The sequence below is a fragment of the Kerstersia gyiorum genome (assembly GCF_004216755.1).
GTDB classification, from domain to species: domain Bacteria; phylum Pseudomonadota; class Gammaproteobacteria; order Burkholderiales; family Burkholderiaceae_B; genus Kerstersia; species Kerstersia gyiorum.
On sequence record NZ_SGWZ01000005.1, the window covers coordinates 138044 to 158497 of the forward strand.

General features: G+C 64.1%; 17 protein-coding genes and 1 pseudogene. 3 read left to right on the forward strand and 15 right to left on the reverse strand.

What is annotated here, in order from left to right; translation table 11 throughout:
* Positions 1–41 precede the first annotated feature (41 nt).
* The 9 genes from EV679_RS14520 to EV679_RS14560 all read right to left on the reverse strand — a co-directional run bounded on the left by EV679_RS14520 (position 42) and on the right by EV679_RS14560 (position 10411).
* Positions 42–983, reverse strand: a complete 942-nt coding sequence (locus EV679_RS14520) for a 2-hydroxyacid dehydrogenase (RefSeq protein WP_068371326.1) — start codon at positions 981–983, stop codon at positions 42–44.
* Between the two features lie 69 nt (positions 984–1052).
* Positions 1053–2549, reverse strand: a complete 1497-nt coding sequence (locus EV679_RS14525) for a tripartite tricarboxylate transporter permease (protein WP_207224943.1) — start codon at positions 2547–2549, stop codon at positions 1053–1055.
* Positions 2550–2575: 26 nt separating this feature from the next.
* Complete coding sequence (locus tag EV679_RS14530) at positions 2576–3118, reverse strand: tripartite tricarboxylate transporter TctB family protein (protein WP_068371332.1); 543 nt, start codon at positions 3116–3118, stop codon at positions 2576–2578.
* Positions 3119–3260: 142 nt separating this feature from the next.
* Complete coding sequence (locus EV679_RS14535; RefSeq protein WP_068371335.1) at positions 3261–4220, reverse strand: tripartite tricarboxylate transporter substrate binding protein; 960 nt, start codon at positions 4218–4220, stop codon at positions 3261–3263.
* 165 nt (positions 4221–4385) lie between these two features.
* The gene (locus EV679_RS14540; protein WP_068371338.1) at positions 4386–5093 is read right to left on the reverse strand and encodes a FadR/GntR family transcriptional regulator; all 708 of its coding nucleotides are present in this window, start codon (positions 5091–5093) and stop codon (positions 4386–4388) included.
* A gap of 3 nt (positions 5094–5096) precedes the next feature.
* Entirely contained in the window at positions 5097–6245 is a 1149-nt protein-coding gene (gene dgoD, locus EV679_RS14545) for a galactonate dehydratase (RefSeq protein WP_068371341.1), read from the reverse strand.
* Between the two features lie 110 nt (positions 6246–6355).
* Positions 6356–7006, reverse strand: coding sequence for a 2-dehydro-3-deoxy-6-phosphogalactonate aldolase (locus EV679_RS14550; RefSeq protein WP_068371344.1), 651 nt, complete (start codon positions 7004–7006; stop codon positions 6356–6358).
* A gap of 148 nt (positions 7007–7154) precedes the next feature.
* The gene (locus tag EV679_RS14555; protein WP_240733277.1) at positions 7155–8189 is read right to left on the reverse strand and encodes a 2-dehydro-3-deoxygalactonokinase; all 1035 of its coding nucleotides are present in this window, start codon (positions 8187–8189) and stop codon (positions 7155–7157) included.
* A 164-nt stretch (positions 8190–8353) separates the two neighbouring features.
* Positions 8354–10411, reverse strand: coding sequence for a UvrD-helicase domain-containing protein (locus EV679_RS14560; RefSeq protein ID WP_068371607.1), 2058 nt, complete (start codon positions 10409–10411; stop codon positions 8354–8356).
* A gap of 186 nt (positions 10412–10597) precedes the next feature.
* Here EV679_RS14560 and EV679_RS14565 point away from each other — a divergent pair, with 186 nt between their 5' ends.
* Positions 10598–12256 carry an FAD-binding protein gene (locus tag EV679_RS14565; RefSeq protein ID WP_130487599.1) on the forward strand — a complete coding sequence of 553 codons (1659 nt, stop codon included), beginning with the start codon at positions 10598–10600 and terminating at the stop codon, positions 12254–12256.
* The gene (locus EV679_RS14570; RefSeq protein ID WP_130487600.1) at positions 12253–12582 is read left to right on the forward strand and encodes a 4Fe-4S dicluster domain-containing protein; all 330 of its coding nucleotides are present in this window, start codon (positions 12253–12255) and stop codon (positions 12580–12582) included. The genes EV679_RS14565 and EV679_RS14570 overlap by 4 nt, the downstream gene beginning before the upstream one ends.
* Positions 12583–12600: 18 nt before the next feature.
* On the opposite strand, the gene EV679_RS14575 is transcribed toward EV679_RS14570, so the two are convergent.
* The 3 genes from EV679_RS14575 to EV679_RS14585 form a co-directional block, all read right to left on the reverse strand.
* Entirely contained in the window at positions 12601–14778 is a 2178-nt protein-coding gene (locus tag EV679_RS14575) for a primosomal protein N' (protein ID WP_130487601.1), read from the reverse strand.
* 394 nt (positions 14779–15172) lie between these two features.
* Positions 15173–16279 (reverse strand): uroporphyrinogen decarboxylase, encoded by a 1107-nt coding sequence (gene hemE, locus EV679_RS14580; protein ID WP_068371365.1) that lies wholly within the window; start codon positions 16277–16279, stop codon positions 15173–15175.
* Positions 16280–16348: 69 nt separating this feature from the next.
* Positions 16349–17146 (reverse strand): helix-turn-helix domain-containing protein, encoded by a 798-nt coding sequence (locus tag EV679_RS14585; protein WP_130487602.1) that lies wholly within the window; start codon positions 17144–17146, stop codon positions 16349–16351.
* A gap of 174 nt (positions 17147–17320) precedes the next feature.
* On the opposite strand from EV679_RS14585, the pseudogene EV679_RS18070 reads away from it, so the two are divergent.
* A pseudogene (locus EV679_RS18070) lies at positions 17321–17524 on the forward strand (hypothetical protein); the annotation flags it as partial.
* Here the strand turns inward: EV679_RS18070 and EV679_RS17930 are convergent.
* The 3 genes from EV679_RS17930 to atpD all read right to left on the reverse strand — a co-directional run bounded on the left by EV679_RS17930 (position 17427) and on the right by atpD (position 20451).
* A complete protein-coding gene (locus tag EV679_RS17930; RefSeq protein WP_415777712.1) occupies positions 17427–18251 on the reverse strand; it encodes an STN domain-containing protein in 825 nt (274 codons plus the stop codon). The pseudogene EV679_RS18070 and the gene EV679_RS17930 overlap by 98 nt on opposite strands.
* A gap of 283 nt (positions 18252–18534) precedes the next feature.
* Entirely contained in the window at positions 18535–18969 is a 435-nt protein-coding gene (locus EV679_RS14600) for a F0F1 ATP synthase subunit epsilon (RefSeq protein WP_068371372.1), read from the reverse strand.
* A gap of 81 nt (positions 18970–19050) precedes the next feature.
* On the reverse strand, positions 19051–20451 hold the full coding sequence (atpD, locus tag EV679_RS14605; protein ID WP_127773020.1) for a F0F1 ATP synthase subunit beta: 1401 nt from the start codon (positions 20449–20451) through the stop codon (positions 19051–19053).
* Positions 20452–20454 lie beyond the last annotated feature (3 nt).

Below are 20454 nucleotides of genomic sequence, written 5' to 3' on the forward strand. Positions count from 1 at the left end.
GGTGCCAATGCTGTTGCAGATGTGGGTGCAGGTGCAGTTACTTAGCCTGGTATCGGCGTCGGCAGGGGCCGGCCTTCCAGGTGCGCCTGCATATTGGCAAACACCAGATCGCTCATGGACTTGCGGGTCTGCGTGGTGGCGCTGGCCGAATGCGGAGTCAATACCACGTTCGGCAAGGCGCACAGCGCTTCCGGCACATTCGGCTCATGCGCATACACATCCAGCGCAGCGCCGCCCAGGCGGCCCTGCTGCAAGGCCGCGATCAGGGCATTTTCATCTACCACCGAACCGCGTGCGATGTTGATCAGGCGGCCATCCGGCCCCAACGCATCCAGCACTTCAGCACTGATCAGGCCGCGCGTGCTGGCGCCACCATAGGTACACACCACCAGAAAGTCGACTTCCTGCGCCAGCGCCACCAGGGACGGCTGGTAGCGCCAGCTGACATCCTCAGCCTGCCGCCGCGCGGTGTAGCTCACATCCATGGAAAAGGCCGCTGCCCGCGCCGCCACGGCGCGGCCGATACGTCCCATGCCGACGACGCCCAGCTTCTGCCCCGATACCTTGAACGACCAGGGGAACGGCCCTTCCTGCCAGCGTCGTGCCCGCACGAAGGCATCCGCCTCGACAACACGCCGCGCCTGCGCCAGCAACAACGCAAACGCCATATCGGCCACGTCGTCGGTCAGGACGTCTGGGGTATGGGTCACGGCAATGCCACGCGCTCGCGCAGCCGCTACATCCACGCCATCGTAGCCGACGCCAAATACCACGATCAGCTCCAGCGCGGGCAGTTGTTCCAGCAGTGACGCACGGATCGTGGATTCACCATTGGCAACCAGAATACGGACCTTGGCAGCGAATTCGCCCAGGGATCCCGGCGCGGCATCCTCACTGGCCCGGTGCACCTGGAAGTGGCGCTTCATCTGGTCTTCCAGGAAATGCGGCACGTAGGCCACCTGCAGGACATGCACGTCTTCCATCAATCTGTCTCCTCAATCGTTCTTCAACGGCATGGTACCGCTCCAGGCGGCCTCATGCCTGTTTGTCTTTCAGGACTGCGCCGCTACCCTGCGCGCCGCACGGCGCTTGCGCCAGGCGCTGAACAAGGGCGCCAGCACCGTCAGCGCAGCCAGGCTGAGCAGGCCCAGGGTAATCGGCCGTTCATACAGGAAGTCGTAACTGCCCTCGGACAATGCCAACGCACGGCGGAAATTGCTTTCCGCCATGGGGCCCAGCACCAGCCCCAGCACCATGGGCGATACCGGTATCGAAGCCTTGATCATCAGGTAGCCCGCCACGCCGGCCACCATCATGATGCCCACGTCGAACAGGCTGTTGCCGATGGCATAGGCGCCGGCAACCGCCAGCACCATGATCAGCGGCATCAGAATTTGCTTGGGGATCTGCACGATGCGCGCCACGAAACGCATGGACATCAGCGCCACCACCAGCAGCATCACATAGCAGAACAGCAGGCCGGCAAACAGGGTGTAGACCAGATCGCCATGCTCCTGGAACAGCCTCGGGCCCGGCTGCATGCCCTGCAAGGTCAGCGCGCCCAGCATGATGGCCGTCACGGCATCACCAGGGATGCCCAGCGTCAGCATGGGCAACATGGCGCCGCCGGTACATCCGTTGGCGCCGGCCTCGGCAGCGGCCACGCCTTCTACCGCGCCCTTGCCGAATTTCTCGGGGTGCTTGCTGAAGCGGCGCGCTTCGCCGTAGGAAACAAACGCCGCGATATCCGCCCCGGCGCCCGGAATGATGCCGATGGCCGTCCCCAGGCCGCTGGAACGCAGAATTGTGCCCCAGACCTTGCGCCAGCTCTCGCGGGTCGGAAGAATGCGCCCGATCACCGTTTTCACTTCGCTGGCCTTGCTGCTTTCGGACAGCATCTTGAATGCTTCGGCAGCCGCGAACAGGCCGATCATGATGGGAATGAACGGGACCGAATACAGTTCGGACATGCCCCCGGTGAAACGCGGCAGGCCCACCAGGGGGTCCATGCCGACGGTCGCCAGCAACAACCCGGCAAACCCGGCCAACAGCCCCTTGAGCACCGAGCCCCCGGACACGCTGGAAATAATGCTCAGGCCGAACACCGCCAGCGCGAATGACTCGGCCGCGCTGAAGCGCAGCGCAAAATTGGCCAGCAAGGGAGCCAGGAAGATCAGCACCAGTACGCTGATGATGCCCCCCGTCACGGAAGAAAATACCGCCACCCCCAGGGCCTGCCCAGCCTCGCCGCGACGTGTCATGGCATAGCCGTCCAGCGCGGTGGCGGCGGCAGCGGGCGTGCCCGGAATGCGCAGCAGGATCGCCGTGATCGAACCGCCGTAGACGCCGCCGAAGAAAATCCCCGACAGCAACAGCAGGCCGTGCAATGGCTCCATGCCGTAGGTGAACGGCAGCATGATGGCCACACCCATGGTGACCGACAGGCCGGGCAAGGCGCCGACCAGAATGCCCAGCGCCACGCCAGCAATCGCCAGGAGCATGGCATCCCACTGGACAGCAAGGCTTTGCGCGCCTTGCAAAAGCGACATCAGATTATCCATTCTTCCCTACTCCGTCAGTCGTCGCCCAGGAACCACTCGCCAGCGGGCAGAGGCACCTGCAGCAGTTCGACGAATACGCCATACACCACCAGACCGACCAGCACGGCCAGCGCGATGGTGGAAAAGCGCCACATGGCGCCCGGCCCCTTGAGCAGGGAGATCATCAACCACAGATACAGTACGGTGGACAGCGCGAATCCTGCATAGACAATGGCAGCGATATACAGGGCAGCGCCGATCAGACCCAGCACCAGCCGGCCGAAATGCACCGGCGCGTGTTCCGGGTCTGCACTCTCGGCCGCCTCCTGCAAGGCCTCCTGCACCACGGCGGCAGGATTGGCCACCGGCACCGGGGCGGTGCGACCGCGCACGCTCTGAATGAACAACAGCAACCCCAGCAGCGCCAGCACCAGTCCATAGGCCATGGGAAACACACTCGGGCCAATATCGGTATCGGTCAGACTGGGAGGAAAACCTCGCGCCACCACGACAGCCGCCAGGCCGCCTCCCATGGACAGCAGGCCCACCAGTGCGCTGGCTTTATCTTTTATAAACACGATGATTATCCTGACAGGGACTCAATAGTTTCTGCCTGCAGATACCTGCAGGCCGGGGCCTCTGCCCGCCCCGCCATCAGGGCGGCATGACGGCAAAAAGCGCCCGGCACATGCAACGGGCGCTTCCCCAGCCGGTTCACGCTCAGCGGCGCAGGCCCAGCTCGTCGATCAAGGCCTTGAACGTGGCCTCTTCCTGGACCAGGCTGGCCTGGAAGGCATCGGCGTCGTCAAACACGCGCCCCAGGTCCAGGCGCTCCAGCACCTCGATGAACGCCGGTTCTTCCGCAGCCTGGCGGGCCGCAACGCGCAGCTTTTCCACCACGGCAGGCGGCAGGCCCTTCGGCCCCACCAGCGCACGCCAGGTACCGATGGAGAGGTCGATGCCCTTTTCCTTCAGGGTAGGCACTTCCTCGAAACCACGGGCACGTTCATCGGCCATCACGCCCAGGGTACGCAGCGTGCCGGAAGACACGTGGGTAGCCACTTCGGCCGGGCTCACGGTCACGGCTTCGATATGATCACCCAGCAGAGCCGTCACGGCCGGCGCGGCACCATCATACGGCACGTGGTTGAACTTGCTGCCCAGCTTTTGCTCGTAGGCGATGGCTGCCAGGTGCCAGATCGAGCCGGTACCAGCATTGCCGACGCGCACTTTGCCCGGGTTCTGCTTCACGTATTCGTTGAATTCTTCCAGCGTCTGCCAGGGGGCATCGGCACGCACCGTCACCGCCGCCGGATCGGCATTGATACGGGCGATGGGCGTGAAATCGCTGGTCTTGAAGGGCGCCAGGCCCAGGCTGGGTAGAATGGCCATTTCCACCACGACCATGCCGAGCTTGTAGCCGTTGGGACGGGCCTTGGCGACATCCGCCGTACCGATGGCCGTACCACCGCCCGGCTTGTTCACCACACCCATGGGCTGGCCCAGATGCGGTTTAATGGCTTCGGCGAACGCGCGTGCCACGGCATCAGTACCGCCGCCTGCGGCCGTGGGCACGACCAGTTCGATGGAACGGGTAGGATACTCCGCCGCCTGGGCTGCACCTGCAAACATCGCTGCCGCGACCATCGCGCCAGCAAATCGGATAATGCCTTGCTTCATGTTTCCTCCAGTCGAGAGCACTCTGGTTTCCGGTCTATGCGCCGGGTGTCCCGCAGCCATTAGAGATATAAAATTATCATCATACAATTAACTTGGGGCTAAGGCCCGGCAGACTTCTCCGAATTTACCCGCCCCCCCTACCAACCTGAACTGCGTCGGTCGGTCCTATTGACGCGGCGCGGGCCCGTCGGGCAAGCGCTTGCGTGCATCCACCAATATGCCGAGCATGGCGGCATGGGCAGCCACTTCATCCTGCCGGGCAATGGCCGCACATACCCGTCCATGTTCCGGCAAGGACAAATTAAAACTGGAAGCGTGCTCGGCATTCAGCACCAGCACGCCTTCCAGCACCATTTCAATCAAGGACACCAGGGTGTTGAGCATGGGATTGCCGCCAGCCGCCAGCACCTCGCGGTGAAAAGCCAGGTCGGCCTCCACCCAGGCGTGCTGGTCCCTGGCGCTTTCCATCAAGGCATAGGCATGCTCGATACGCTGCAATTGCGCCGGGGTGCGCTTGCGCGCCGCCAGCGCCGCCACGCCCGGTTCCAGCACTTCGCGGACTTCCGCCAATTGCCGCAGGAACTCCAGGCTGAGGCCGGCCGCAGCCCGCCAGGCAAGGATGTCCGGATCCAGCAGGTTCCAGGTGTCCTGCGGCCGCACGCGCATGCCCAGCCTGGGCTTGACGTCCAGCAGGCCCTTGGCCACCAGAACCTTGGTCGCCTCACGCAAGGCCGTCCGGCTGACACTCAGCTCCAGGGACAGCTCTTCCTCGCTGGGCAGGGCCGTGCCAGGCGCATAGCGGCCTGCCGCAATGCGCCTTCCCAACTCATGCACCACCTGCCCATGCAGGCTACGACCCGAATATGTTGCCAAGCCCTACCACTCCGCTACGCTACCGTCCCGATGACGCCATACAGGGTTACGCCAGCGATGGCCAACCTTGGCGCGCTCAGCGACATAATCCTCGTTCACTTCAATTCCCAGGCCAGGCCCCTGCGGGATCCGTACGTAGCCATCCTCGTAGGCAAAAGCTTCCGGGTTGCTGACATAGTCCAGCAAATCATTGCTGGCGTTGTAATGGATGCCCAGGCTCTGTTCCTGGATGAACGCATTGTATGACACCGCATCTATCTGCAAGCAGGCCGCCAGCGCAATCGGCCCCAGCGGGCAATGCAGCGCCAGCCCGACGTCATAGGCTTCCGCCATGGCAGCGATCTTGCGGCACTCCGTGATGCCACCGGCGTGCGAGGCATCCGGCTGGACGATATCCACATAGCCCTGGCTCAGAATGTGCTTGAAATCCCAACGCGAATACAGGCGTTCGCCCAGGGCGATCGGCGCGCTGGCATGCGGCGCCAGTTCCTTCAGGGCTTCATAGTGCTCCGACAGCACGGGCTCTTCGATGAACATCAGATTGTAGGGCGCCAGCTCGCGCATCAGCACCTTCGCCATGGGCTTGTGCACGCGGCCATGGAAGTCCACGCCGATACCCACATTGGGGCCGACGGCTTCGCGCACGGCAGCCACGTTGGCCAGCGCGGCCGTGACCTTGTCGAAACTGTCGATGTACTGCATTTCCTCGGTGCCATTCATCTTGACGGCCTGGAAACCACGCGCCACGGCTTCCTGAGCCGCACGCGCCGTGTCTGCGGGGCGGTCGCCACCGATCCACGAATACACTTTGATGCTGTGACGTACCGGGCCGCCCAGCAGATCAGCCACGGGAACGCCAAGCGCCTTGCCCTTGATGTCCCAGAGCGCCTGGTCGATCCCGGCCAGCGCGCTCATATGCAGGCCGCCGCCACGGTAGAAACCGCCACGGTACAGCACATTCCAGTGGTCCTCGATCGTGCGCGGGTCGCGACCGATCAGGTAGTCGGCCATTTCCTCGACCACGGCCGCAACGCTGGCCGCCTTGCCTTCCAGAACGGGCTCGCCCCAGCCCACGATGCCGGTGTCGGTTTCAATTTTCAGGAACAGCCAGCGCGGCGGTACCAGATAGGTGGTCAAACGGGTAATTTTCATCGTGCATCCTGCCGTCAGGCGCCCTACCGGGCAGGCCTGAAAAGGAGTAGACCGCTTGCGCAAGCAGGCCGCGGCCATCAAAAGAAGGGATAAGGCTTGTTGCGTACGCCTCAGACGTCCTGGCGCAAGGCGCGCCAGGACGACATGAACGCGGCCGCGTTGCGGCCCACCGTCGCCGCGTCGTCACCCGCCCGGTACAGCGCCGACCCCAGCCCGAAGCCGGAGGCACCGGCTTCCAGATAAGCCTGCATGCTTTGCGGCTTGATGCCTCCCACCGGCAGCAGCGGCACCGATTTCGGCACCACGGCGCGCCAGGCCTTGATCACCACCGGCGGCATGGCTTCGGCCGGGAAGGCCTTCAGGCCATCCGCACCCGCATCCAGCGCGGCAAAGGCTTCCGTGGGCGTGGCCACGCCCGGCGTCACGACCATGCCGGCCGCATGGGCAGCACGCACCACGGCCAGATCTGCATGCGGCATCACTACCAGGCGGCCGCCGGCATCGTGGACTTCCTGCACGGCAGCCGGGCTCATGACCGTTCCCGCGCCGATGATCGCGTCCTGCGGCAACGCCGCCAGCAGGCGCCGGATGCTCTCGAGCGGTTCCGGCGAATTCAGCGGCACTTCAATCAGGCGAAAACCCGCCGCATACAGCGCCTCGCCAATGGCGACCACTTCATCGGGACGCACGCCACGCAGAATGGCGACCATGCCGGTTGCAGACAAGGTTTGCTTGAAATGAGCGGACAATTCGTGATTCATGGCTATTTCTGATTCCTGTTGATACGACGCGCCGGCAACTGGCTGCCGGAACGACGCCTGAGACCCTGGCTGGCGCCCATACCTGGGGCCAACCGCTTAACGCTTTTATCCGCACCTGGGGCAGGTTCACACCCTGCGCGGCGGCAACTCAACCTGCATGCTGTTCCTGGGCGCTGATCAGCGCCCATAGCCCGCGCACCGTTGCATCCTCATCCACCGAAATGGCATCCAGATCATTGACCAGCATGGCCTGGCGGTAGCGCTGGCACAGATGCGCCCGGCCGACCACGGCCACCCGCGCCGTGCGCCACTCAGGGGCAAGGCCGGCGAGCAGGCCGCGGATCTCATGTCCGATCAACAGGCCCGAGAGATAGTCGATCTGTTCCGCGCCCGACAGCGCGTGGGTCAGCCCCAGGGTGCGGCTGCTGAAAATCGTGGACAACAGGCCGCGGTCGCCATGGAGCGAGGCCGCATTGCGAATGCCGCGGTCAAACGCCTGCCGGGCGTCGGGATCGCTGGCATCCAGCCCTTGCTCGGCCATCGAGCGGCCCAACACACTGTGACGCGACAGCAAGGCAAATACCTCGCCCGTCATGAAGGTGTCGAAGTGCACAATGACGCCGTCTTCGACCTGCACCCATTTGCTATGCGTACCCGGCAGGCCGATCAACCAGCGCCCGCCGGTTCCCAGCCCGGCATGTTCCAGGTGCGACAGCACACCGGCAATCTGCGTTTCCTCGCCGCGCATCACATTGGGCAACTCGCCATGTTCGATCAGGCCGGGCGCGATATGCACCTGCACGCCGTTGCCCGCATCGACGCTAACCATGCTGCCTGCCAGGCCATCGGTGGTAGCGGGCAAGGGGATATAGGCGGCCTCACGCCAGCCCTGGGCGCTGCCGACCATGCCACAGGCCGCGACATGTCGCGAAGTATTGGGCTGCGCCAGCCAATCCCCGGCAATCTGCCAGAAGGCCTGGGCAAAGCGTGCCGAGCGGCTGGCGGCGTCGTCACCACTGCCGGGCAGGCCCATGATGCCCCAATCGTTGCCCCTGACATCCAGGATGGCTCCCGACGCCGACAGCAAATAGGCACGCAACGAACTGGTGCCCCAATCCAGGGCCACAAACTGGGTGACGCCATCGCTGACAGCGCGGCAAAAAGAGGAGATCTGGCTCTTCACGGGGTACGCATCCTTGTAATCGAATTATCATAATACAAATCAGCGAAAAGCTGCATCAGGGAAAGACAGGATGTCTTCCGTCAGCAGGCACACCGGCCCGGCGCAGGGTCATCCTGGCCTGCCAGGCTCTGTCGCGCATGCAGGCCGGGGGTGACACTTTCTTCTTATTCTTTCTTTTGCAGCAGGGCCTTCAGCATGTCCAGGCGCGCACGCGGCGACATGGCGGCGTCTTCATCCTGCAGTCCCATCCCTGGCGCTTCCAGCCCCATCTCTTCAATGAAACGGGAGGGCTCGCGCACCAGATCCTCCCGCGCGCGGCGCCGCTTGCGGCACCAGCTGATCGACAGCGTGCGCTGGGCCCGGGTGATGCCTACATACATCAGGCGGCGCTCTTCTTCGATGCGCGCCGCCAGCGATTCCGCCGCCTGGGACGGATCGCCATCCTCGTCGTCGCGCCCCCAGTGCGGCAGCAAACCTTCTTCCACGCCAGCCATATACACGTGGGGATATTCCAGGCCCTTGGAGGCATGCAGCGTCGAAAGCTTCACGGCATCCGGTTCTTCCTCATCCTCCTGGCGATCCAGCATCGTGATCAGCGCCACGCGCTGCACCAGCTCCTGCAGGCTCAGGCCATCTTCGTCGGCCTTGCGCTTGAGCCAATCAACCAATTCCAGGACGTTCATCCAGCGAGTCTGGGCAGGACGCTCATCCCAGGTATCGAACAGATAGCGCTCGTACTGGATGGCACCCAACAATTCATCGAGCAACTCGGATGCAGGCGCCGCCGGCGTGCCGCTGACCTCATCACGCGCCGAACGGCGGCGCAGGCGGTCCAGGAACTCCCCGAACACCTTGAGCGGCTCGTACTGGCGCGCCGCCAGCTTGGCCGCCACGCCGCTCTCCGACACGGCCCGCGCCAGCGCGATCCCTCGGGCCGCCGCATGTTCACCCAACACTTGCAGCGTGGCCTGCCCGATGCCGCGCTTGGGCGTCGTGGCGGCCCGGATGAAGGCCGGGTCGTCTTCCTCATTGGCCAGAATGCGCAGATAGGCCAGGATATCCCGCACTTCCGCCTTGTCGAAGAAACTCTGTCCGCCGGAAATCGTATAGGGAATGCGCAGGGTACGCAGCGCCTGTTCGAGAATGCGCGACTGGTGATTGCTGCGATAGAGGATGGCGAAATCACGCCATGAGGCCTGGCGCTCGAAACGCGCCGCCGAAATCTTCATGGCAATGGATTCCGCTTCGACCGACTCGTCGCCATAGGCCGTAACGGTAATCGGCTCGCCATCACCCAGTTCCGACCACAGCTTTTTCTCGAACAGCTTGGGGTTGCGTTCGATCACCTGATTGGCCGCATGCAGGATGCGCCGCACGGAGCGGTAGTTCTGCTCCAGCTTGATGACCTTCATGCCCGGATAATCCGTGGTGAGCCGCGCCAGGTTTTCCAGGGTTGCGCCGCGCCAGGCATAGATCGCCTGATCGTCGTCGCCCACGGCGGTAAAGCGCGCCCGGTCGCCCGTGAGCCAGCGCACCAGCCGGTACTGGCACTCGTTGGTGTCCTGGTATTCATCCACCAGCAGGTAGCGCACCCGCGCCTGCCAGCGCCGCCGCACTTCTTCGTTGCGTTCGAACAGCAACGCAGGCACGCGGATCAGGTCATCGAAATCAACCGACTGATAAGCGCGCAGGGTCGCGTCGTAGCTGCGGTAGATATGCGCCGCCTCGACATCGTCCGGCGTCTTCGCCGCGGCGGCGGCGCCATCCGGGTCCAGCAACGCATTTTTCCACAATGAAATCGTCGACTGCACGGCACGCAGCCGGCCTTTGTCGGTGGTATCCAGCAGTTCCTGGATAATCGCCAGGGCATCATCGGCGTCCAGGATGGAAAACTGCGGCTTGAGGCCCGCATGGCGGGCTTCTTCGCGCAGAATCTTCATGCCCAGCGAATGGAAAGTGCTGACCGTCAGGCCACGTGCCAGGCGTTTTTCCACCAGGCCGGCCACACGCTCGGCCATTTCCCGCGCAGCCTTGTTAGTGAAGGTCAGCGCCACGACATGTCGGGCGGAATATTCACAGTCCCGCAGAAGATAGGCGATCTTCTGGGTAATGACACGGGTCTTGCCCGACCCCGCGCCAGCAATCACCAGACAGGGTCCACCCAGGTACAGCACGGCCTCGCGCTGAGCCGGGTTCAGCCCGGCCACGGCCTCGTTCGACATCTTGGCATCCATCACGAAAAAAAGCGCCGCTATCGGCTCTCGGCGCCGGCTAGCAGAATAGCACTCCGCCAGCGCGCCAATATGGACATTACCGGAAAATCGTTGTCGCTGGCCGTGGCGCTGCCTAGGATGTCTGCACGCATCGCCGGACCGGCAGACCGGCCCGACTCTCCCGAGGAGCCATCCATGTCTTTCACTCAACGAAGCATCCAGGGTACCAGCGACCGGGTCGATGTCCTGGTCATCGGCGGCGGTCCGGCCGGCGCCTGGGCCGCCATAGGCGCAGCGGCCCGAGGCGCGCGCGTGCAACTGCGCGACAAAGGTTTCTGTGGCACATCGGGCGCGGCTGCACCCTCCGGCAACAGCGTCTGGTATGTCGACGACGCCCCCGGCAAGCGCGCCGCCGCCAAGGCCAGCCGCTACGACCTGGGCGGCCAGCTGGCCGAACATGCCTGGATGGACCGGGTACTGGCCCAGACTTGGGACAACATCCAGCAATTGCGCGACTGGGGCTACCCCTTCCCGCTGGACACCAACGGACTGGTACGCGGCGAATCCCTGCAGGGGCCCGAATACATGCGCCTGATGCGCAAGGCAGTCAAGGGCGCCGGCGTCCAAATCCGTGACCACAGCCCGGCCTTGGAACTGCTGACCAATGCGCGCGGCGAGGTCTGTGGCGCAGCCGGCATCGAGCGCCAGAAATCCGCCAGCTGGACGGTGGAAGCCGGTGCCGTGATCCTGGCCACGGGCGGCTGCGCCTTTCTCAGCAAGGCGCTGGGCTGCAATGTCCTGACCGGCGACGGCTATCTGCTGGGCGCGGAAGTCGGCGCCGAGTTTTCCGGCATGGAATTTTCCAATGCCTACGGGCTGGGCCCTGCCTTTGCCTCGGTCACGAAATCCCTGTTCTATCGCTGGGCGACTTTCTACGACGCCCATGGCCAGGCCATCGAAGGCGCCGGCTCGGCCAAGGGACGCGGCATCATCGCGCAGCGGCTCCAGCACGGGCCGGTCTATGCCTGCCTGGACCAGGCTGACGCGCAGATCGCCAACTGGATGCGCCACGCCCAGCCCAACTTTTTCGTGCCTTTCGACCGCCTGGGCATAGACCCCTTCACGCAACGCTTTCCCGTCACGCTGCGCCTGGAAGGCACGGTACGCGGCACCGGCGGCCTGAATATCACCACCGAAGACTGCGCTACGAATATACCCGGCCTCTATGCCGCAGGCGATGCCGCCACCCGGGAACTCATCTGCGGCGGCTTCACCGGCGGCGGCAGCCACAATGCGGCCTGGGCCATGTCTTCCGGCCTGTGGGCTGGCGCCGGCGCTGCCGATCGCGCCCTGCAGGAACGCGGCCAGGCGCGTCGCCAGCTGTATGGCGCAGGCACGGTCGCCCTGCAAGCTGGCGACAGCCATATTTTCGATGCGCAGCAGGCCACCCGCCTGGTCCAGGAAGAGGTCTTCCCCTTCGAGAAAAACTGGTTCCGCCGTGCAGACCGGCTTGCGGCCTCGCTGGAACGGCTGGACACGCTCTGGACGCACCTGCGCAGCAGCCAGGCCATCCATTCGCCCGATTCTCTGCTGCGCGCCCGCGAAGCTGCCGCCATGACGCTCACCGCCAGGCTGATGTACCGCAGCGCGCTGGCGCGCACGGAAAGCCGGGGCATGGCCAGGCGCGCGGACTACACCTCGCCAGACCCGGCGCAACGCCACCGCCTGATCAGCCATGGCCTTGATGGCATCAGCCTGCGCCCGCAGGCCGTCCGGGACACGGCCGCCGCTGCCATTGCTCCTGCAGAATTGGCCAGCCTGGCTGGCAGCACGCTGGCAAGGATCGCAGCATGATAGAAGTCATCAGCACGGCCAGATGCACCGGCTGCAACATCTGCGTCACGGCCTGCCCCACCAATGTCTTCGACATCGTGCGCGGGCAGCCCCCGCGCATTGCGCGCCAGGACGATTGCCAGACCTGTTTCATGTGCGAACTCTATTGCCCGGTGGACGCGCTGTATGTCGCCCCCGATGCGGAACATAAACACCCGCTGGACGCCAACGCCGCCGAGGTGGAGCGATCGCTGGGCAGCTACCGCCAGGCCATAGGCTGGAGCCGCAAGGCCGCCACTGCGGCGCCTGCCGACCCGACCTTCGAATTGCTGCTGCGCGCGCACTGAGGACGCTGGCGGGCCGCCTCAGATATCCAGCGGGTCCACTTCCAGCTGCCAGCGCAGCCGGCCCAGCCCCTGCAACCTGGGCACCCACTGGCGCAGGAAAAACTGCAGGGAGGGCCGGTGGGCGCTTTCCAGCAAAAGCTGGGCGCGCTCCATGTGCGCGACTTTCACGACGCGCAGCGGCACCGGGTCGTACAGCATCACGCTGCCGGGCGCCATGCCGCATTCGGCGATGACCGTGTCGGCCAGCTCACGCGCCTGAGTCAGGAAATCCAGCGCCTGGGCCAGCTCCCTGGCTTCGGTCGCCAGCAAGGCCTGGTGCAGGTATGGCGGCAAACCGGCAGCTTCCCGTTCTTCCAGCGCATAACGGGCGAAACCCTCGTAATCATGGCGCAGCACCGCCTGGTAGATTTCCTGGTCGGGATAGCCGGTCTGGATCAGTACTTCCCCCGGCCGTTCGTGCCGCCCGGCGCGCCCCGACACTTGCATCAGTTGCGCGAACAGGCGCTCGGGCGCGCGAAAATCCTGTGAGTACAGCATGGCGTCGGCATTGAGCACGCCCACCAGCGTCAGACGCGGAAAATCATGGCCCTTGGCCACCATTTGCGTGCCCACGAGAATATCCACTTCGCCTGCGCGCACGCTGTCGAACATGCGTTCCGCGCTGCCTTTCAGGCGTGTGCTATCCGCGTCGATGCGCAGGATGCGAGCCTCCGGGAAACGCTCCGCCAGGGTTTCCTCGACACGCTGGGTGCCGCGCCCCATGGGGCGCAGGTCCTGGTCGCCGCATTCCGGGCAGGCGCGCGGTACCGGTGCCTGGAAACCGCAATGGTGGCACTGCAGGTAATGGCCAGCGCGCGCGCGCCGGTGCAGCACGGTGTGCACGGAACAGCGCGGGCACTGGCTGACCCAGCCACAGGCGTCGCAATGCAAAACCGGCGCATACCCCCGCCGGTTCAGGAACACCAGGGATTGCTCGCTGCGCGCCAGCCGTTCTTCTATGGCGCTCAGCAGGTGCGGCGACAGCCCTTCCTCCATCACCAGCCGGCGCGTATCCACCAGGCGGATGGCAGGCAAGGCGCTGGCCCGGGCGCGCGCCGGCAGGCTCAGGCGCTGGTAGGAACCGCGCTGCGCATGCAACCAGGTTTCCAGCGCCGGAGTGGCAGACCCGAGCACGACCGGAATATCCAGCGCATGCGCCCGCCACACCGCCAGATCCCTGGCGGAATAGCGCAGGCCGTCCTGCTGCTTGTAGGAGGTGTCATGTTCCTCGTCGACCACGATCAGGCCCAGTTGCTGCATGGGCGCGAAAATCGCCATGCGCGTGCCCAGCATCACCCTGGCCGTGCCATTGACGGCCTTGACCCAGGCATCCAGGCGCTCGCCGTCAGCCAGGCCGCTGTGCATCACCGCGACGGCATCCGCGCCTACCAGCGGGGCCAGGCGGGCGCGCAGCGCATGTTCGAATTGCGGCGTCAGGTTGATTTCCGGCACCAGCATCAGCACTTGGCGGCCAGCACGCAGCACCTCGGCCGCAGCATGCAGATAGACCTCTGTCTTGCCGCTGCCCGTCACCCCATGCAACAGGAATGCCTTGAAGGCCTGCTGCGCCGTCATGGTTTCCACGGCATGCCGCTGGGCATCGTTGAGCACCGGCGCTTGCGCGCCAGGCAAGGCCTGATCTGACGTGCCCGGTTCAGCCGCTGATTCAACCACTGATTCAGCCACCGCTGCCGCAACGACTGCCGCCGCCACTTCAGGGGCTTTTTTTGACGCTCGCTTGCGGCGGCGCGCCAGGCGCGCCACCGGCCCTCCTGCCGCCCGGCTGCCCTGATATGCCGCCGGACGCCGCAAGGGGCCGGGCAATGCGGGCAAGGCAACTTCCCCCAGGGGCCGCTGGTAATAGTCGGCGGCAAAACGCGCCAGCGCAAACCATTCTTCGGTCAAGGGTGGCAAATCATCCAGAACCTGCTCGATCGCCCGCACCTGCGCCGGTTCATAGGCAGGTTCGGCGGGGTTATCCACCACCAGGCCAACCAGCTGCCGCTTGCCAAATGGCACGATGACCCGCAACCCCGGTGCCAGCGGCTGATCGTGCCGGTAATCGAAAGGCCCGGGCAAGGGAACATCCAGCACGATACGCACCCAGCAAGGGCGCTCGACTGCTGTTGCCACACTGCCATCAGGACTATCGCCCATGCTCACTCAACTTAAAGCCATTTCTGGATAAATACGTTAACCCCCCAGGCATGCTTGGATTTTCATCGCCGCCAAACCTGTGGGTAACTTTGGGGAAAAGCTCGGGACATATTCATGAGAACAATTCACAAATAAGACACCGAAACATCAAGCAAACTTCTCAATGACAAAATAATCTTATAAATCAAGCAGATAAATAAATTACAAAATAAATTCCGGCGCTTATAGCATGTCTGGGCGCGTGAGGACAAGCTGTGAACAAGTCCAGTACCTCTTGCTGCAGCGACGGCTGGCGCGGCCTGTCCGGCGCTATTGGTGCGCCATCGTCCCGCTGGCGCACCGCGCCTGCCCGCAACATCCAGCGGATGGGCAGGCCCCTGGCGCCAGCCGGGCGTCAGGCCTGGGTGGCATGCAGATGGCGGCTGTAGGTATGCACCTCATCAACCAGTGCGCTCACTGCCTCCACCGGCGTATGGCGCGAAATGCCATGACCCAGGTTGAACACATGGCCGCCGGTGGCTACCGGGCCATAGGCATCCAGCACCCGGCGGGCTTCGGCACGGATGGCCTGCTCTCCGCCAAACAAGGCCATGGGATCCATGCAGCCCTGCAGGGCAACGCTATCCTGGACGCGCCGGCGCGCCTGCGCCAGGTTCACCGTCCAGTCCACGCCGACTGCATCGCAACCCGACGCAGCAATGGCTTCCAGCCACAGGCCGCCCCCCTTGGTAAACACAATCACCGGCACCTGCCCATCGGGCTGGTCGCGGTTGAGCGCCTTCAGGACCCGCTGGATGTACGCCAGGGAAAACTCCTGGTACAGGCCATCGGCCAGCACACCGCCCCAGCTGTCGAAAATCATCACGGCCTGCGCCCCCGCCTCGATCTGCGCATTCAGATACGCGGCCGTGGCCTCGGCATTGACCTGCAGAATGGCATGCAGCAGGTCCGGGCGCTGATAAAGCATGGTCTTGATGCGCTGGTAATCATCGCTGCCACCGCCCTCCACCATATAACAGGCAATCGTCCAGGGGCTGCCGGCAAAGCCGATCAACGGCGCCTTGCCGCCCAGTTCGTGACGAATCAGGGTCACCGCGTCGAACACATAGCGCAGCTTGTCCATGTCCGGCACCGCCAGGCGCCTGACATCGGCCTCGTCGCGCACGGGAAAATCGAAACGCGGGCCTTCGCCGTCGGTAAAGCGCAGACCCAGCCCCATGGCGTGGGGCACGGTCAGGATGTCAGAAAACAGGATGGCGGCGTCGAAGTCATAGCGCTCGAGCGGCTGCAACGTCACTTCGGCGGCCAACGCCGGGTTCTGCGCCAGCGCCAGGAAAGAACCGGCGCGCGCGCGCGTCTCGCGGTATTCAGGCAGATAACGCCCCGCCTGCCGCATCAGCCATATCGGCGTGTACGGCACCGGCTGACGCCGCAGCGCCCGCAGAAAGACATCATTGCGCAAGGCGGGGAAAGTCGTTGTCTGTGTCACGTCGGATTCCATCCAATCAAGAAGGCAGGCGCAAGGCGAAGCACCTGGCATTGTACCCAACCCGGTGGGCCTGCCCTGCCATCACGAAACGGCCTCGCCCGGCGCCTGACGGTAGCGCCGGGCATCGAAACCATGCTTGCGCATCAAGGACCAGAACGCCCGGCGGTGCTTGTTGACCGCACGCGCCGCCGCCGCGACGTTGCCGCCGGCATCCCGCAGGGCCACATTCAGATATTCCTGCTCGAATTGGCCCAGCACCTGGCGCTTGGCCTCCTGGAACGGTACCTCCGCATGGCTGATCCCGCACAAGGCCAGTAAAGGCATGCCGGCAGCCGGCAGCCCTGTCCGGACTTCAGCGGGCAGCCCTGCCGGCGCACCCGCCACCCCGCCACTGCGTTCATCCCTGTTCCTGGCCGCCGCCGGAAACCGCGCCGCACGCGCCAGCACCTCATCCGCATTGGCATCGCCGAGGACGAAATCATCCATGCCCAGCAGCAGCAAGTCCCGGATGGCAGGTGCAGTCAGCCCGTCCAGCAAGCCCAGCAAGGGCACGCTGGCGCCCGCATGGCGGCGCCAGGCCAGCATCAGACGGGCCCGCCGCAAGGACGCTCGCTGCACCGGCAATATGCAAAAATCAAAACGCCGCAAAACCGGGTCCAGCCGCCCCAGCGCCTGTGCGGCCAGGCTATCTCCGCCCGCGTCACCCGGTTGGGCCATCATGGCTTCCGCGGCAACCGTTGCCCCGAAAACCTGCAGCAAGTCAATGTCGCGCACCAGCAGACGTGCGGCAGTGTCACCCAGCGTATCGCGCCATGCACCTGCCCAGGCTGCATCTCCTGGCAGCATCAGCAAGCCGCCCTCCCTGACCCTATGTGCCATTGCTGTTCTCCGTTAGACCATTCATGACGAAGGCATAGCCTAGGGGCGGGCCAGCGCCTGGACAATGCGCAGTTGCCGACAGCCCACACTGCATTTGCCTGACCCGCAAGCATGGACGATAATGCAAATTATTCTTGACGGCATTGATAGCTGCCCGCCGGCACCGCACCCCTCATGCCGCCCCGGAAGATCGACGTTCCCTGCCCCTATGTGCGTGGCCTGCGCCGCCGGCGCCATCCACCCACATCCCTTTGGCCCCCGCCTCCACTCGCCACCATGTCTACTGGAAGCTCTGCCCAGCACGATGCACTTGCCGCCATGTACCAATCGCATCATGGCTGGCTGAGAACCTGGCTGCAACGCCGGCTGGGCAATACTGCCGATGCCGCAGATCTGGCCCAGGACGCTTTTCTGCGGCTGCTGGCTGCCGATGGCGACGCCATTCAGGCAGCCACCGTACGCGAGCCATCAACAGCACCGGCACCCGGCCCTGCCCTTGCATACCGCGAATATTCACGTCCAGGCCGCCTGAGTTGCGGTTTTCCGCCACCAGGACACCAGGCGTACCTTGAAAGATATCGCCTACCGAAGAGCCTCGGAAACGCTCGATCTGATCACGGCTGATGTACTGGGCCGAACCGGCAGTTTGAAAAGGCCTGTCCGCCTCGCTGAGCTGTCCTGTGACCTCGACAGCATCCAGTTCAGCCACACGTCCGGGATTGGCCGGCAACGCCCGCAGCACATAGATACCCTGGGCATTGCGCTGGACTTCCAGGTCATGGCTGCGCAACAAGGCAGCAAAGCCATGTTCAACCTCGAAGGTGCCGCGCAAGCCAGGGCTGTTCAAGCCTGCCAGAAAGCGTGAATCCGCCGATAGCAACACACCCGCCTGGTTGGCATAGGTTTCCAGGACACCACTCAGCCGGCCAGGAGGAATATCAACCGTGACACGATCCGGTGCTGCCTCGGCGCGGATGATGCCCTGGGCATGAGCGCCTGCTGGCTCCAGCACCATCCCGCCAAGCGTGGCCGCAACGGCCAATACCAAGCAATTCAGGTGGCCCTGACTGCTGCAAGACGCAAAACTTGATCGCATGGGAAACATCCGGTGACCACGCCCGACATTCGGGGCGTACACCTTCTATGTCAATCAAGAATGGAAAATCGGAACCGTATGCAGAAATTTTTCTACGGTACCCGATGCATTTGTCATCTGGCCATCTCATGCCTGTCAGATTGCTCGCCAACGGCCTATCACCAAACCGTGGCAAGCGCATACCCGGTTGGTGCACACTTGGCCACGAACAGCATCCAGAAACAGGGCACAAGCAGCAAGTCATGAAAAACGGCCCCGAAGGGCCGTCGTTCATTGCCAGGGAGGGGATGCCTCAGAACGAGGAACGCACACCCAGGTCACGCAAGCGGCGGGCCGCACTGGCCTGGGCTGCCAGCATTGCCAGCTCAGCCTCGACCACGGCGATTTCTTCCTTGCCCTTGGCGTTGCGCAGGGACTCTTCCGCCTTCTTACGGGCTTCGAGCGCCTTCGCTTCGTCCAGCTCGGCACCACGGATTGCGGTATCCGACAGCAAGGTTACCGCGCCCGGCTGCACTTCAAGAATGCCGCCGGCGACGAAGATGTAGTCTTCGCCCTTGCCATCAGCATGCACGATTTTCACCGTACCGGGACGGATGCGCGAAATCAGCGGGGTGTGACCGGGCAAAATGCCCAGCTCGCCCGATTCTCCAGGCACAGCCACGAACGAGGCTTCGCCGGAAAAAATGGACGCTTCCGCACTGACGACATCGACACGAATGGTAGCCATGAATAGCCTCCGGTATTACCCCCGGCGCACCGCGCCGGGGAATGAAGGCCTGCCTCACAAGGCGGCAGGCCCGTTCCAGCCTTACTGCAGCTTCTTGGCCTTTTCGAAGGCCTCGTCGATGGAACCAACCATGTAGAAGGCCTGTTCCGGCAGTGCGTCGCACTCGCCTTCGACGATCATCTTGAAGCCACGGATGGTTTCCGACAGCGGCACATACTTGCCGGGCGAGCCGGTGAACACTTCTGCCACGTGGAAGGGCTGCGACAGGAAGCGCTGGATCTTACGCGCGCGGGCCACGGCCTGCTTGTCTTCCGGCGACAGTTCGTCCATGCCCAGAATGGCGATGATGTCGCGCAGTTCCTTGTAGCGTTGCAGGGTTTGCTGCACGCCACGGGCCACCTTGTAGTGCTCTTCGCCCACGATTTGCGGGTCAAGCTGGCGGCTGGTGGAATCCAGCGGGTCCACGGCGGGGTAGATACCCAGCGAGGCGATGTCACGCGACAGCACGACGGTGGAGTCCAAGTGCTGGAAGGTCGTGGCAGGGGACGGGTCGGTCAAGTCATCGGCAGGCACGTAAACGGCCTGGATGGACGTGATGGAACCGGTCTTGGTGGAGGTGATTCGCTCTTGCAGCACGCCCATTTCTTCTGCCAGCGTCGGCTGGTAGCCCACGGCGGAAGGCATACGGCCCAGCAGTGCGGACACTTCGGTACCGGCCAGGGTGTAGCGGTAGATGTTGTCCACGAAGAACAGGATGTCGCGGCCTTCGTCACGGAACTTCTCGGCCATCGTCAGGCCGGTCAGCGCCACGCGCAGACGGTTGCCGGGAGGCTCGTTCATCTGGCCGAACACCATGGCCACCTTGTCCAGAACGTTCGACTCTTCCATTTCGTGGTAGAAGTCGTTGCCTTCACGGGTGCGCTCACCCACGCCGGCAAACACGGACAGACCGCTGTGCTGCTTGGCGATGTTGTTGATGAGTTCCATCATGTTGACGGTCTTGCCCACACCGGCGCCACCGAACAGACCCACCTTGCCGCCCTTGGCGAACGGGCAGACCAGGTCAATCACCTTGATGCCGGTTTCCAGCAGTTCCACCGACGGCGACAGTTCGTCGAAACGGGGGGCCTTCTGGTGAATGGCGCGCTTTTCTTCGCAGGCGATGGGGCCGGCTTCGTCGATCGGGCGACCCAGCACGTCCATGATGCGGCCCAGCGTGCCGTTACCCACGGGCACCGAGATCGGTGCGCCGGTGTTGGCCACGGACATGCCGCGACGCAGGCCGTCGCTGGAGCCCAGTGCGATGGTGCGGACGACGCCGTCGCCCAGCTGTTGTTGAACTTCGAACGTCAGCCCTTTTTCGGCGAACGAATCACTTTCGTCGGCCAGTGTCAGGGCGTCATAGACCTTGGGCATATGATCGCGGGGGAACTGAATATCCACCACGGCGCCGATGCACTGAACGATGGTACCGTTGCTCATGTC

What these genes read in the sequence shown, in the direction of transcription:
- EV679_RS14520 (WP_068371326.1), bottom strand. Translation starts at nt 983, where the DNA reads ATGGAAGACGTGCATGTCCTGCAGGTGGCCTACGTGCCGCATTTCCTG.
- EV679_RS14525 (WP_207224943.1), bottom strand. Translation starts at nt 2,549, where the DNA reads ATGTCGCTTTTGCAAGGCGCGCAAAGCCTTGCTGTCCAGTGGGATGCC.
- EV679_RS14535 (WP_068371335.1), bottom strand. Translation starts at nt 4,220, where the DNA reads ATGAAGCAAGGCATTATCCGATTTGCTGGCGCGATGGTCGCGGCAGCG.
- dgoD (WP_068371341.1), bottom strand. Translation starts at nt 6,245, where the DNA reads ATGAAAATTACCCGTTTGACCACCTATCTGGTACCGCCGCGCTGGCTG.
- EV679_RS14550 (WP_068371344.1), bottom strand. Translation starts at nt 7,006, where the DNA reads ATGAATCACGAATTGTCCGCTCATTTCAAGCAAACCTTGTCTGCAACC.
- EV679_RS14560 (WP_068371607.1), bottom strand. Translation starts at nt 10,411, where the DNA reads ATGTCGAACGAGGCCGTGGCCGGGCTGAACCCGGCTCAGCGCGAGGCC.
- EV679_RS14565 (WP_130487599.1), top strand. Translation starts at nt 10,598, where the DNA reads ATGTCTTTCACTCAACGAAGCATCCAGGGTACCAGCGACCGGGTCGAT.
- EV679_RS14570 (WP_130487600.1), top strand. Translation starts at nt 12,253, where the DNA reads ATGATAGAAGTCATCAGCACGGCCAGATGCACCGGCTGCAACATCTGC.
- EV679_RS14575 (WP_130487601.1), bottom strand. Translation starts at nt 14,778, where the DNA reads ATGGGCGATAGTCCTGATGGCAGTGTGGCAACAGCAGTCGAGCGCCCT.
- hemE (WP_068371365.1), bottom strand. Translation starts at nt 16,279, where the DNA reads ATGGAATCCGACGTGACACAGACAACGACTTTCCCCGCCTTGCGCAAT.
- EV679_RS14585 (WP_130487602.1), bottom strand. Translation starts at nt 17,146, where the DNA reads ATGGCACATAGGGTCAGGGAGGGCGGCTTGCTGATGCTGCCAGGAGAT.
- EV679_RS17930 (WP_415777712.1), bottom strand. Translation starts at nt 18,251, where the DNA reads ATGTTTCCCATGCGATCAAGTTTTGCGTCTTGCAGCAGTCAGGGCCAC.
- EV679_RS14600 (WP_068371372.1), bottom strand. Translation starts at nt 18,969, where the DNA reads ATGGCTACCATTCGTGTCGATGTCGTCAGTGCGGAAGCGTCCATTTTT.
- atpD (WP_127773020.1), bottom strand. Translation starts at nt 20,451, where the DNA reads ATGAGCAACGGTACCATCGTTCAGTGCATCGGCGCCGTGGTGGATATT.